Annotated in this window: 15 protein-coding genes; 5 read left to right on the forward strand and 10 right to left on the reverse strand. The window is 62.1% G+C overall.

Annotated features, from left to right (window positions below):
• Positions 1 to 16: 16 nt before the first annotated feature.
• On the reverse strand, positions 17 to 316 hold the full coding sequence (locus tag AC1DMA_RS02210; protein WP_478143095.1) for a hypothetical protein: 300 nt from the start codon (positions 314 to 316) through the stop codon (positions 17 to 19).
• Here AC1DMA_RS02210 and AC1DMA_RS02215 point away from each other — a divergent pair.
• The 4 genes from AC1DMA_RS02215 (at position 308) to AC1DMA_RS02230 (ending at position 3,839) form a co-directional block, all read left to right on the forward strand.
• Positions 308 to 1,174 carry an esterase/lipase family protein gene (locus AC1DMA_RS02215; protein WP_478143096.1) on the forward strand — a complete coding sequence of 289 codons (867 nt, stop codon included), beginning with the start codon at positions 308 to 310 and terminating at the stop codon, positions 1,172 to 1,174. The genes AC1DMA_RS02210 and AC1DMA_RS02215 overlap by 9 nt on opposite strands.
• On the forward strand, positions 1,171 to 1,863 hold the full coding sequence (locus tag AC1DMA_RS02220; protein ID WP_478143097.1) for a P-loop NTPase family protein: 693 nt from the start codon (positions 1,171 to 1,173) through the stop codon (positions 1,861 to 1,863). Before AC1DMA_RS02215 ends, AC1DMA_RS02220 begins: the two co-directional genes overlap by 4 nt.
• 290 nt (positions 1,864 to 2,153) lie before the next feature.
• On the forward strand, positions 2,154 to 3,317 hold the full coding sequence (locus tag AC1DMA_RS02225; RefSeq protein WP_478126361.1) for a porin: 1,164 nt from the start codon (positions 2,154 to 2,156) through the stop codon (positions 3,315 to 3,317).
• A gap of 165 nt (positions 3,318 to 3,482) precedes the next feature.
• Positions 3,483 to 3,839 carry a LysR family transcriptional regulator gene (locus AC1DMA_RS02230; protein ID WP_478126362.1) on the forward strand — a complete coding sequence of 119 codons (357 nt, stop codon included), beginning with the start codon at positions 3,483 to 3,485 and terminating at the stop codon, positions 3,837 to 3,839.
• A 109-nt stretch (positions 3,840 to 3,948) separates the two neighbouring features.
• On the opposite strand, the gene AC1DMA_RS02235 is transcribed toward AC1DMA_RS02230, so the two are convergent.
• From AC1DMA_RS02235 to AC1DMA_RS02270, 8 genes are all read right to left on the reverse strand, one after another.
• A complete protein-coding gene (locus AC1DMA_RS02235; protein ID WP_478143098.1) occupies positions 3,949 to 4,977 on the reverse strand; it encodes an AraC family transcriptional regulator in 1,029 nt (342 codons plus the stop codon).
• A 278-nt stretch (positions 4,978 to 5,255) separates the two neighbouring features.
• On the reverse strand, positions 5,256 to 5,768 hold the full coding sequence (locus tag AC1DMA_RS02240) for a disulfide bond formation protein B (protein ID WP_478126364.1): 513 nt from the start codon (positions 5,766 to 5,768) through the stop codon (positions 5,256 to 5,258).
• Positions 5,765 to 6,859 carry a sulfate/molybdate ABC transporter ATP-binding protein gene (locus AC1DMA_RS02245; protein WP_478126365.1) on the reverse strand — a complete coding sequence of 365 codons (1,095 nt, stop codon included), beginning with the start codon at positions 6,857 to 6,859 and terminating at the stop codon, positions 5,765 to 5,767. The genes AC1DMA_RS02240 and AC1DMA_RS02245 overlap by 4 nt, the downstream gene beginning before the upstream one ends.
• A 167-nt stretch (positions 6,860 to 7,026) precedes the next feature.
• Positions 7,027 to 7,917, reverse strand: a complete 891-nt coding sequence (cysW, locus tag AC1DMA_RS02250) for a sulfate ABC transporter permease subunit CysW (RefSeq protein ID WP_478126366.1) — start codon at positions 7,915 to 7,917, stop codon at positions 7,027 to 7,029.
• On the reverse strand, positions 7,914 to 8,807 hold the full coding sequence (gene cysT, locus AC1DMA_RS02255; protein ID WP_478126367.1) for a sulfate ABC transporter permease subunit CysT: 894 nt from the start codon (positions 8,805 to 8,807) through the stop codon (positions 7,914 to 7,916). The genes cysW and cysT overlap by 4 nt, the downstream gene beginning before the upstream one ends.
• Positions 8,808 to 9,812: a sulfate ABC transporter substrate-binding protein gene (locus tag AC1DMA_RS02260; RefSeq protein ID WP_478126368.1), complete on the reverse strand. Its 1,005-nt coding sequence runs from the start codon at positions 9,810 to 9,812 to the stop codon at positions 8,808 to 8,810.
• A complete protein-coding gene (locus AC1DMA_RS02265) occupies positions 9,809 to 10,387 on the reverse strand; it encodes an RBBP9/YdeN family alpha/beta hydrolase (RefSeq protein WP_478143345.1) in 579 nt (192 codons plus the stop codon). Before AC1DMA_RS02265 ends, AC1DMA_RS02260 begins: the two co-directional genes overlap by 4 nt.
• Positions 10,388 to 10,509: 122 nt before the next feature.
• A complete protein-coding gene (locus AC1DMA_RS02270; RefSeq protein WP_478126370.1) occupies positions 10,510 to 11,427 on the reverse strand; it encodes a LysR family transcriptional regulator in 918 nt (305 codons plus the stop codon).
• 130 nt (positions 11,428 to 11,557) lie between these two features.
• Between AC1DMA_RS02270 and AC1DMA_RS02275 the strand changes: the two genes are divergently transcribed.
• A complete protein-coding gene (locus AC1DMA_RS02275; RefSeq protein ID WP_478126371.1) occupies positions 11,558 to 12,205 on the forward strand; it encodes an FMN-dependent NADH-azoreductase in 648 nt (215 codons plus the stop codon).
• Positions 12,206 to 12,306: 101 nt separating this feature from the next.
• Here the strand turns inward: AC1DMA_RS02275 and AC1DMA_RS02280 are convergent, their stop codons facing one another.
• Positions 12,307 to 13,287, reverse strand: coding sequence for a LysR family transcriptional regulator (locus AC1DMA_RS02280; RefSeq protein WP_478143099.1), 981 nt, complete (start codon positions 13,285 to 13,287; stop codon positions 12,307 to 12,309).
• Positions 13,288 to 13,292: the final 5 nt, after the last annotated feature.

Genomic DNA, 13,292 nt, shown 5'->3' on the forward strand with positions numbered 1-13,292 from the left:
GACAGCCCACACTCTTTCACGAACGCTTCGCATCGCTTTGTTGACGGCGTTTTGTGTCATGACTGCCGGCTGCGCGCTCATCACGGCCGACCGGCAGATGAGGCGGATCGGCGACGCCGTGTATTTCACGGGAATCGTCGAAACCGAGAAAGCGGCTCGCGGCCCCATCGTGGTCGTGCTTTACAAGCTCGGCGATGATCCGAGGCCCGTCTTCATCGACGTTGTTCCACGAAGCCGAGGGGTCTACCACCTCGCGGCTCCGCCGGGCCAATACGGCATCCTCGCTTTCGAGGACGTCAATCGCGACTTGCTGCACCAGAGCAACGAGCCGGTGGCACTCTATCGAGGAGCCGCGCTGGCGCTGGATGCCATCAACGATCCTCCGACTGTCGCGACAGGGCTCGGTCAGATCAAGATCCCATTTGCAGCACCTGCAATTGACTTGCCCGCTGTTCTCGAAGACGGATATGCAGAGCTGGTGCGTCGACGAACCGAGGAATTCGGCGCACGGGCCACCATCGACGAACCGCGTTTCTCGCCGCAAAAAGTCCGGCAGGGAATGTTCGCGCCCTTGCAGTTCATTGCCGAAGGCCGGGCCGGACTCTTCATGCTCGAACCCTTCGATCCGCAACGCGTGCCGGTGATCTTCGTCCACGGCATCGGCGGGTCGCCGCGCGATTGGGAAGAAGTCATCGATCAGCTCGACCCCAACCGATTCCAGCCCTGGGTCTTCTATTACCCGAGCGGCTTCTCGATCAACCTCTCGGCCATGATGCTGAACAATGCGATCGACGAGTTGCATTACCGCGACGGCTTCGACACCAGCGTCATCGTGGCTCACAGCATGGGTGGACTGGTCACCCGCGCGGCACTGAACATCATCCTGCGCGAAGGCCGCAAGCCGCCGGTACATCACCTGATCTCGATATCCACTCCGTGGCTCGGCCAGGAGAGCGCACGGGGGAAGCAACGATGGGGTCGTGTCCCTGCGGAGCGTTCTGCCGCCCGACATTCAAAGCCGCGCCGACTTCGTCTTCGGGTTCCACGAGGATCACAGTTCGATACTCCGGTCGAAAGCCATGATCGACAAGCTGAATCAGCGCATGAACGACTCGTCGAATCATCTGACGGCCCCCTAGAATGCTTCGCACCTCCCTGTCCAGGAACCTCATGAGCTCACTCAACTTCATCGGCGGCGAAAAAGGCGGTGTCGGCAAGTCGGTCACCGCGCGGGTCCTGGCGCAGTATTTCATCGACCACAGCCGCCCCTTTGTCGGATTCGACACCGATCGCTCGCACAGCTCCTTCACACGCTTCTACGAGGGATTTGCGTCCCCGATCGTGGTGGACAGCTTCGAGGGACTCGACACGGTCGTGAACGGCTTCGAAACCAATCCGCAACAGAGCGTCATCGTCGACCTCGCCGCGCAGACCCTGGCGCCACTCTCGCGGTGGATCAAGGAGTCGGATCTGTTCGATGTATTCGCCGAACTCGGCGTCGCCGTCAACTTCTGGCACGTGCTGGACGACGGGAAGGATTCAACCGATCTGCTGGGAACGCTGATCGACACCTTTGGCAATCGGCCGAACTACATCGTGGTGCAGAACTATGGCCGCGGCAACGATTTCGGACTGCTGCTCGGTTCGCAATCGCTCAACAAGGCGACTGCACATGGCGCGCGCGTGATCGCCCTGCCGCGCCTGCACGATGCCAGCATGCGCAAGATCGATGGGCGCAACACGAGCTTCTGGAAGGCGGTCAACGACCGCGAAGGACCGCACGCGCTCGGACTGCTCGAACGGCAACGCGTGAAGACGTGGCTGGCGACAGCCTACGCGGCATTCGACACGCTGCCTCTTTAGTCGTTCGGCACGACCTCAGGCACTTCAACGACCCAGCCCGCGCGCGTGAGGGCTGCGGGTGCATGCCTGCCTTGTCGCAAACAGACAACGCGAATCTCAACTTCTAGGGTCGATCTTGCAGGGTTATGGGGCGACCTTGCAGGAACGCGTCTGCCGCAAGGAGGGGCCTCTGATGGAATCGACTCAACTTCCCAATGGGAGGTTGGCCCGGGGGCCGGTGGGGAGCACAAACGTGCCGTCACGGTGAGCCTGTCACACCGGTGCCTTTGTTGAACCTAGGAGAACCCTGAATGAAAAAATCCTTTGTCGCCCTGGCTGCCCTGGCCACCTTGACCAGCGCAGGCATTGCCTCGGCACAGTCTTCCGTCACGCTCTTCGGCGTGGTTGATGCTGCTGTGAGCAGCTACTCGAACCGGGCAGAGACCCCCCTGGGCAATAGCCTCACGACGAGCCAGACCGCTCTCACCAACTCCGGCTACAACTCCAGCCGCCTGGGCTTCCGCGGGACGGAAGACCTGGGCGGCGGCTTGGCTGCCAGCTTTTGGCTCGAAGCTGGGCTGAACAACGACGACGGCAGCGGGAAGGCAACTGGCGGTGGGCTCAGCTTCAACCGTCGCTCGACGGTCAGCCTCGCCGGAGCATTCGGTGAAGTCCGCCTCGGTCGCGACTACACCCCGACTTACTGGAACGACACCGTGTTCGACCCGTTCGGCGCCAATGGCGTTGGCACGAACCTGATCGTGTCGGCAGGCCAGTCAATGAACAACGAAAACTACACGCGCGCCAGCAACTCGGTCGGCTACTTCCTGCCACCAAAACTTGGTGGTGTGTACGGACAGTTCATGTACTCGTTCAACGAACACGCAAAGTTCGATCCGGCAGTTCTGACCCCTCGTGTGCCCGACTCGCAGCGCACCGGCCGCTATATCGGTGGTCGCGTCGGATACGCCAACGGCCCGGTGGATGTGGCTCTCTCTTACGGCCAAAGCACTGTGGCGGACGATTTCTTCCTCGGATTGACTGCAAACTCGGTCAACTGGAGCCTGGGTACTTCGTACGACTTTGGACCGGTCAAGTTGTTCGGCGAGTACTCTGACAACAAGCTCGAAATCGACACCGATAGCTTTGGCTTGCTGGCTGATCCCGGCACGAAGGGTTGGTTGCTCGGGGCCACCGTCCCCGTCGGTCCAGGTCTTATCCGTGCCTCGTACTCGTCAGTGCGTTATCGCGGCATCGAACTCGGCGAAGAGCCAAAGGCCGACAAGTTCGCGATTGGCTATGTGCACAACCTTTCGAAGCGCACAGCTCTGTACACCACGGTTGCTCGCGTGAACAACAAGAACGGAACTGCCTTCACAGTTGGAGGCCCAGCCTACAACGCAGTGTTTGACGGCGTCTGGACCGTGCCGAAATCCTCCACCGGTTACGACATCGGTATCCGTCACGCCTTCTAACGCCACCTGACAGCAAGCTGAAAAATATCAGCATCCTTAGGCAGTTCTTGAGGGCTGTCCGGCGAGAGTCGGGCGGCCCTTTTCATTTTCACAATAGCCATCAGCCGACGACCCGCACATGCCAACGGCGGATTGTTCGGTCAAAGATATGGCAAGGGAGCCTCAATGCCGAACAGTATCCTGTCCAAACACATCGCAGACAAAGCCCTGGACCTCAATGACTTGCGCGTTTTTGCGTACGTCGCATCACATGCCAGCTTCTCGATGGCGGCGGACGCGTTGCAGATTCATAAATCAAGCGTCAGCAGAAGCATCACGCGACTTGAATCGATGCTGAAAGCACCATTGATTCAGCGCACGACGCGCAAGGTTCAACTGACGCGATGCGGCATGGCCTTGAAGGTCCGCTCCGTCGAGATCCTCTCCCACGTCAATGACTCGATCGCCTACATCGGCAGCATCAACGATGCTCAGTCAAAGCGCCACGGCGGGGAGCAAGGCTTGCGCATGCAAGGCGCCTGAACGAGCGGGCGCATGGGTCATGGCTGATCAGACTGCGCGTGCGAACGCTTGCTGCCGCGCAGTCGCCATGGCCGCCCAGTTCACATGAGCTCAGCCGGACTGCGGCAGATCAATGAGCGGCGGAGCGCAAGCTCTGCCGCATCTTGCTGGGCGCGACGCGATACCAGGTCTTGAACTTTCGACCGAAGCTGGTCGGGTCTGAATAGCCCAGTTGCGACGCAATGGCTTCCATCGACAGTTCGGTGTGCTGCAAGTACCAGGCGGCGTGCTCTTTGCGCAGGTTGTCCTTGATGTCGGAGTAATTGATGCCCGCATCTGCAAGCCTGCGCACGAGCGTTCGCCCGGAGATTCCGAGATCGACAGCCAACTCACCCGCTTCGGGATTGATCGCTAGCCGCTCGAGAAGCGCGCGGCGGACGCGCTGCACGAAGTCCCCCTGCCCCTGTTCCGATGCCGCACGTCCGCAAGCCTCCGCGGCTGCCACAAATGCCTTTGCATCAGCGGAAGTACAAGGCCAATGAAGCATCTCTGTCGGCAACTGAAACGTCAGGCATTCCTGGTCGAATGCCGCCCGTCGCACGTACCGCAGACACGGCACGTCGTTGCCCGCAGGCCGGGGGTAAGGCAACCCCACCGTGAGTTCGTCAGCGGGCCGCCCCAACATAGCCTCCAGCAGTCTGCAGTGCGCGCCAACGATGGACTGCGTAACGAAGACGTGGGTCTCGCACAACGGACGCGACGGCCTGACCTTGAGGGTGCTCCATTGGCGCCCGTTTTCCATCTGGAACTCCACACCACCGAAGATCTGCCCGGCATGTCGGCTCACAAATTCGAGGCCTTGGCCGAGACTTTCGCTCGTCACGGCGGCGATGCCGACAGGGCTGTGATAGGGCTGGATCATCGAGCCGGCCATCAGGCCCAAGGCCGGCTCTCCGCTGCACAGCACCGCTTGCGCGACGAAGCGGCGAAAGACCGAGAAGTCCACCATGTCCTGCCCGTCGCAGAGGTCCTGCCATGCCAAACCCGCGTTTGAGAGCACTGTAGATGGCGACACGCCACGGCTGTTGAGGCAGTCGAGCACGCTTCGAACATAGACGGGATGCGCAAACGGAATGGAGACCTCGGCCTTGGGATTCATAGTCGATCGTGGATTGCATCGGCGAGTCCGTGCGCGAGGTGCCCATGTCAGAAAGGGCAATGCATTCGACTTGGAGGGATCTTCAAATCGCAGTCGGAGCCGACCGCGCCAAATCTACTCTCTGCGTCTCTTTGTTTGGCCTGCGAATGGCCGAGAAGGATCGCGAAGCTGGTCCAGAAAGGTCCAGAAAGGTCCAGAACTTCAATCGGAGTGCAATGATTGACGCACTCCGCGCGCCACATTGCATGGCGCGCGATATGTTTGGCCGTGCGCTGGGATCAGCGCACGTTGTTGGAGGCTCCGCGGCGGAACATCAGAGCGATCAACAGCAGTCCCAACACGGTGAATGCAATGAAAGACCAGTTGGCCAACGACAGCCCCAGCAGCGTCCAATCGACTTTCGAACAATCACCGGCCCCGCGAAAGATCATGGGCAGCGCGCGCTGGAGAGGAAAAGTCTCGATCATCCCGTAGATGTCGCGGCCGCACGTCACGACTTCCGGCGGATGCCATTGCAGCCAGCTCTGGCGCGCGGCGGTGTATGCGCCGCCCACAGCCATGATCAGCCCGAGCAGCGAGCCCGTCACCTGCAGCCCCTTTCGGCGGCTCAGTGAGGCCAGCCCCGCGAATACCGCCACCAGCACCAGCGCGTACCGCTGCACGATGCACATGGGGCAAGGTTCGAGCCCGACCACGTGCTGCAGATACATGCCAAATGCAAGCATCGCCACACATGCGGCGCAAATCAAAGCCAGGGCACGCCGAGGCGCGCCGAAATACCAGTCGATCATGGTGAAACCCAGTCCTCTACGAACACCCGGGCCTTGCGCGGCGTGGCGACAACGGTGTCGCCCTCGTGCAGACCCAGGTCCCGGAACTGTTGCGCAGGGAGTTGCGCTTCGATAATGGTTCCGGAGCCCGGATTATCTGGATTCGATTCGGTGGGTTCGAGTTCCAGCCGCGCAATGGGGCCGACCACGATCGCGCGAGTCAACGTTGCGACGATTCCGGTCGCACCGGGCGCATAGCGCCTGACCTCGAGGTCATGCGGCCGCACGTAGGCCAGTGCCTTTCCGTTCCGGAGCTCGCTGTTTTCCGGGGAGTCGATGCGGATGCCTTCGACGTGCACCTCGCCCTCGTGAGCGCGCCCGTGGAAGAGGTTCACGTCACCGAGGAAGCCGTAGACGAACGGACTCGCCGGATGGTCCCACACGTCTTGCGGAGAGCCGACTTGTTCGACCTGCCCGCTGTTCATCAGCACCACCCGGTCGGCGACTTCGAGCGCCTCTTCCTGGTCGTGCGTGACGAAGATGCTGGTGACGTGCAGTTCGTCGTGCAAGCGCCGAAGCCACCGGCGCAGTTCCTTGCGCACCTTGGCATCGAGCGCGCCAAAAGGCTCGTCGAGCAGCAACACCTTGGGCTCGACTGCAAGCGCACGCGCCAGGGCGATGCGCTGGCGCTGGCCGCCCGACAGCTGAGCGGGATAGCGATCGGCCAGCCAGTCGAGTTGCACCAGCTTCAAAAGCTCATGCACCTTGGCCTTGATCTGCGCTTCGCTCGGACGCGCACTGCGCGGCTTCACACGTAGACCGAACGCCACGTTCTCGAACACCGTCATGTGCCGGAACAGCGCGTAGTGCTGGAACACGAACCCCACCTGCCGCTCGCGCACGTGCACATCGGTCGTGTCTTCGCCCGAAAAGAGAATGCTGCCCGCGTCGGCCGTTTCCAGTCCCGCGATGATGCGCAGCAACGTGGTCTTGCCGCAGCCCGAGGGGCCGAGCAACGCGACCAATTCGCCCGACGAGACGTCGAGGCTCACATTCCGCAAGGCCTGGAAGTCGCCGAAGGCCTTGTTGACGTTGCGAATTTCAATACTCATGTTTCCTCTCCTTCACTTTCCACCGACTGCGTGGCCGCGCCACCCGATGAAACTGCCATAGTCCCCAAGCCAGGAACACCGCGGAACCGGCTTCGCCGGGCCGCCGGTGTTGCCCCCGGCAGGGGATGGGCGCCCGACACGAAGTGCGGGCAACCTGGGGGCGAGCTTCATGTCCGGGGCCGCTCTGGCGGCAGGTCGGCGATGGCCTTCATTTCACGCTCGTGCCGCCATTCGACGAAGGACTTGATCACCAGCGTGACCAAAGCCAGGATGGCCAGCAGCGATGCCACCGCGAAGGCGGCGACGGACTGGTATTCGTTGTAGAGCACTTCCACATGCAGCGGCATCGTGTTGGTCTGGCCGCGGATGTGACCCGACACGACCGACACGGCGCCGAACTCGCCCATCGCACGCGCATTGCACAAGATCACGCCGTAGATCAGGCCCCACTTGATGTTGGGCAGCGTCACGCGCCAGAAGGTCTGCCAGCCGGTCGCACCCAGCACGATGGCGGCCTGCTCTTCTTCCGTGCCCTGCGCCTGCATCAGAGGGATCAGTTCGCGCGCGATGAACGGAAAGGTCACGAAAACCGTCGCCAGCACGATGCCGGGCACGGCGAAGATAATCTTGATGTCGTGCGCTGCAAGCCAAGGTCCGAACCAGCCCTGCGCGCCGAAGATCAGCACGTAGATCAAGCCGGCGACCACGGGCGACACGGCAAACGGCAGATCGACCAACGTGGTGAGAAATGCCTTCCCGCGAAACTCGAACTTGGCGATGGCCCATGCGGCCGCGACCCCGAACACGAGGTTCATCGGCACGGCAATGGCGGCTGTCAGCAAGGTGAGGCGGATGGCGCTCCACGCATCGGGCTCCTTCAACGCATCGAGGTAGGCCTCGAAGCCCTTGCGCAGTGCTTCGGTGGCGACGGCGGCCAGCGGCAGCACCAGGAACAGCAGCATGAACAGCATCGCGATGCCGATGAGCGTTCGGCGCACCCATGCGGATTCGGTCGTTCCGGCCTGCGCGCGGCGAACGGTGGTGGAACGCGCGCTCATGACGAACTCCCCGCGCGGCGCCGCTGCCACGCTTGCAGGCCGTTGATGACCAGCAGCAGCACGAACGAAATCACCAGCATCACCAGCGCCACCGCGGTCGCACCGCCGAAGTCGTATTGTTCGAGCTTGCCGATGATGATCAGCGGCGTGATCTCCGAGATCATCGGCATGTTTCCGGCAATGAAGATCACGGAGCCGTATTCACCGATGGCGCGCGCAAACGCCATCGCGAAACCCGTCAGCAGCGCCGGCGCGATCGAAGGCAGGATCACCTTCGTGAAGGTCTGCAGGCGCGTTGCGCCGAGGCTCGTGGCGGCTTCTTCAAGTTCTTTTTCAGTGTCTTCGAGCACCGGCTGGACGGTCCGGACCACGAAAGGCAGACCAATGAAGATCAGCGCAATCACGATGCCGGTCGGGGTGAAGGCCACCTTGATGCCGAGCGGTTCGAGGTATTGGCCGATCCAGCCATTGCCGGCAAGTAGCGCGGTCAGCGAGATGCCGGCGACCGCCGTCGGCAATGCGAAAGGAAGGTCGACGAGCGCGTCCACGATCCGCTTGCCGGGAAACTTGTAGCGAACGAGCACCCAGGCGACCAGCAACCCGAACACCAGGTTGACCAGCGCGGCAATCAGCGATGCGCCAAAGGTCAGGCGATACGACGCCATCACACGAGGTGCTGTGACCGCGACCCAGAACTGGTCCCAGGTGAGCGTGAAGGTCTTGAAAACCAGCGCCGAAAGCGGAATCAGGACGATCAGGCTCAGGTAGAGCAGCGCATAGCCGAGCGTGAGGTGAAAGCCCGGCAGCACGCGCCGAGATACACCTGTGCCACCCGCACGCGCAAGCGGCGCCGCCGAGGACGGCAGCGCCGAAGACACGGCACCGCTCATTTATTTGCCGCCGGGCGTGTACAGCCGGTCGAACTGCCCGCCGTCGTTGAAGTGCACCTTCTGCGCTTCGCTCAGGCTGCCGAACAGTTCCTGCACGGTGAAGAGTTGCAGCGGTTTGAAGGTCGCGGAGAACTTCTTGAGCACCGCTTCGGAACGCGGGCGCAGGGCATGCTTGGCCGCGATTTCCTGCGCCTCGTCCGAGTAGAGGTACTCGAGGTATGCCTTGGCAAGCTCGCCGGAGCCGCGCTTGGCGGTCGTGCGCTCGACGACAGCGACGGGGTTCTCGGCCAGGATGCTGATGGACGGATACACGGCCTGTGCCTTGCCTGCGCCGAATTCGCGGTCGATGGAGACCACTTCGGATTCGAAGGTGATCAGCACGTCGCCTATGTTTCGTTGCAGGAAGGCGGTCGTCGCATCGCGGCCGCCGCGCGCGAGCACCGGCACGTTCTTGAAGAGCTTACCGACGAACTCGGCCGCCTGGGCGTCGGTACCGCCCTTCTTCTTCACGTAGCCCCACGCGGCGAGATAGGCGTAGCGGCCATTGCCGCCGGTCTTGGGGTTGACGATCACGACCTGAACGCCGGGCTTGATCAAATCGTCCCAATCCTTGATGCCTTTGGGATTGCCGTTGCGCGTGAGGAATAGCATCGTCGACGTGGTCGGCGACGCGTTGTACGGGAAACGCTTGGCCCAGTCCTTTGCGACCACGCCAGCGTTGGCGAGGAATTCGATGTCGGTGCTGGTGTTCATTGTGACCACATCGGCGTCCAGCCCATCCGCAACGGCGCGAGCTTGCGCGCTGGAGCCCGCATGCGACTGGTCGATCTTGACGTCCTTGCCGGTGGTCTTCTTGTAGTTCGCAACGAAGGCGGCGTTGTAGTCCTTGTAGAACTCGCGCGCCACGTCGTACGAGACATTGAGAAGCGAGGTCGGTTGCGCGGACGCAGCGCCGGCGGCGGCGAGCACCAGCGCGCCGAGGATCGTCTTGATTCTGGAAGTCATAGAGTTGCCAAAGGTTCGAAATTTCGACGGCCATCCATCAGAGTGGTCGGCTCGTCCGTCAAGGATTGGAGCAGAGCGAGGCCCAGCGGCCAGTTCCCATGCCCGGATTCGATGTTGATGTGGCCGGCATTCTGCATCCGAACGAATTCGCTTCCCCAAGCGCGAGCATAAGCACCCGCCAAACGCACGGGGCAAAAGGGGTCGTTGCTGCTCGCGACGACGATGCTCCGATAGGGCAGCTTGGCATGAGGGACCGGCGCGAAATCGGACAAGACGGCACGGCGCTCGGGGTCCGCCGGCGCCACCAGCAGCGCACCGCTGATGCGAGCGGCCGCGGCTTCGCAGAGGTGCGCCGTCGCAATGCAGCCCAGGCTGTGTGCGGCGATGACGACCGGCGTGGGACTCTCGAGCACAAGCTTTTCGAGTGCAGCGACCCACGCCGCACGGGTCGGCGTGATCCAGTCATCCTGCGTCACTCGAGCTGCGCCTTGCATCCGCTCGGCCCACAGGCTTTGCCAGTGGCCAGGACCGGAGTCACGCCAGCCCGGCACGATCACGATGGTTTGTTTTGTCACACGGAGAATACGTTGGAGGCGTTGGTGAGCAGCCCCGGATTCTGCGAAGCATCGCTTCAAAGACAAACGAATATCTGCTTGTTTGAATATGGTGTTTTGCGCATAAGGAAAAGCCGTGGAACTCACCCGGCGAGATCGTGCGGCTCATCGCTGTCGAGGTTTTCCACGAGGAAATCGATCAGCCGGCGCACCGCCGGGACCAACGCGCGCCGGGCGGGGAACATCATGTGCGTGATGCCCGGAGCCGGCCCCCAGCCCGGCAGCACCTCAACCAGCTTTCCTGCTTTCAGTTCGCTGCGGCACATGTAGTCAGGCAGAACTGAGACTCCGGTGCCTTGCACCACGGCGAACTTGAGCGTAAGCAGGTCGTCGGCCACGTAGCGCGGCACATGCGAATGAACGGTCACCTTGCCACTCGGCCCTTCGAGGCGCCAGTTGGCACGACCATCGCCAGTCGACATCGAAACGGTGTCGAGCTTCGACAAGTCCGCTGGCGCCGACACGGGCCCCTGCTGCCGGATCTGTTCTGGATTGCCGACCAGGATGCCGCGGCTGATTCCGAAAATCTTGGCTACAAGTGTTGTGCTGTCCTCGACCTCGGGTCGCACGCGCAGCGCCAGGTCGACGCCCTCCTCGACCAGGTCGACCGGCCGGTTCAGCACACGCATCTCCACGCGCACTGCGGGATAAAGCGCCATGAAACGCGGTAGCAAAGGCCCCACGCTGCTCTGCGCCAAGGTCACGGGGCAGCTCAAGCGGACCGTTCCGCGCGGCTCCGTCTGGGCTTGCGCCACCGCCTCCGCCGCCGCTTGCGCCGCATCGCGCATGGCAGCGCAATGCTTCAGGTAGATCTCGCCGGCAGACGTGAGGGATAGGCGCCGGGTGCTGCGCTGCATGAGTTGGACGCCGAGTTGGGCCTCCAGATCGGCGACGCGGCGCGAAAGCCGCGACTTTGGAATGCCAAGCGCGCGGCTGGCAGCTGCAAAGCCGCCGCGCTCCGCCACTTCGGCAAAGAACACCATGTCGTTCAGGTCTTGCATGATCCACTGTCCTATTTTTGGAACGAACTGGGCCATTTTTACTTACTTATCAGCCAATCGCCACAAAAATAGAATCCTACTCACGCCGACCGATTTCAGCGCCGGCACTGTTCAAGAAAGACTATCGATCATGAAACTGCTGCACGTCGACTCCAGTGTCCTGGGCACCAACTCCGTTTCGCGTCAACTGAGTGCCGAAATCGTGGCCGACTGGCGCAAGGCCCACTCCCACACTACCGTCGAGTACCTCGACCTGGCCGTGGACACCCCCAACCACTTCAGCGCCGATGCGCTCGGCATCAAGGTCGGCGTTCAGGCTGAACCCACCGAAGCGCAGCGCCGCGAAAACGAAGTTTCCGAGCGCCTCGTGACGCAATTCCTGGCTGCGGATGTCATCGTGATCGGCGCTCCGCTCTACAACTTCACGGTGCCGACCCAACTCAAGGCGTGGATCGACCGTCTGGCTCAAGCCGGCCGCACCTTCAAGTACACCGACAAGGGCCCAGTCGGCCTCGCAACCGGCAAGACCGTGATCGTCGCTTCGACGCGCGGCGGCATGTACTCGACCAGCGACGGCGGCCAGGCGATGGAGCACCAGGAGAGCTACCTGAAGGTCATTTTCGGCTTCTTCGGAATTACCGATGTGCGCATCGTGCGCGCCGAAGGACTTGCCATGGGCGATGCTGCAAAGTCGGCTGCGATCGCCGCTGCACGCGCAAATATTGGCGGAGCGACAGGCAAGGCTGCCAATCAGGACGTCGCAACGCTGGCCGCGTAAGCCACACACTGGCTCGCGCACCTCTGGGTGCGCACCACCCGAATTGGCAGATTTGAGAGGTGCGCCAACGCGCAGAGCCGGTTTGCGGACACGTAGGCCAGCTATGCGAGCGCCTTCTCAGTGGTTCGAGCTGCTTTCGCTACCTTCTCGCGCAGCCAAGCGTGACCCACGTCATGCTCGTCGCGGCCATGCCAGATCGCACGCATGGTCGATGGTCGAGCTTGGTAGGGCGGCGGTCGGCGAACAAGGTCTTCGCGCTTCGTGAGAGCCACTGCCAGAGACGCGGGCACGATGGACAGCATTGAAGTGTCACGAAGCAGCGCGGGAATGGCGAGCGCGTGGGGGACGGTGATTCTCACCCGCGGCCCCTCCTTCGATTCAATGAGTGCCTCTTCCAACGCATGCCGGTCAAACATTTCCGACTGGCGTGCGAGGCCACGTTCAACGATAAACCCTCCCACTGCGCCCTCCTCCTGTCCTCCGACGGACAGGGTGACCAGCGGGTACTTCGTCAAATCCTGGAGCGTGAGTTTCCGGCGGGAGGCGGGGTGTCCCTTGCGCATCAAGATCGCCTCTCCCTGGGACAACAACGTTTGAGAGTTGAGTCGCGACGGCACCTGCGAAAAAATGCCAATAGCCAGGTCGATGCGCCCCAAGTCAATCTGCTCAGCCAAGTCCAGTCGCGTGGACGGACGGATGACGAGATCGATATGCGGAGCAATTTCTTGCAGTTCTCGGGACAAGGGCACAACAATCACCTCGGTCACGTGGTCGTTCGCCGCAATGACGAAACGCCGCTTGGATGTTTCGGGTGAAAACGGCTCCACTCCCACGATAGCCTCGATCTGGCGCAATGAGTCCCGCAGGCCCGGCGCCATCGCCGTTGCACGGCCGGTCGGCACCATGCCTTTCCCCGTACGCATAAAAAGCTCGTCGCCCACAAGTTCGCGCAGCCTCCTGAGCGCATGGCTAACCGCCGATGGCGTCAGATTGAGGCGCTTACCCGCCACTAGCAGATTGCGGTCCTCGTAGACGGCCTCGAACACCTTCAACAGGTTGAGGTCCATGCGACCAATGCTCACGACTT

Source organism: Variovorax sp. 05N34, assembly GCF_056397405.1.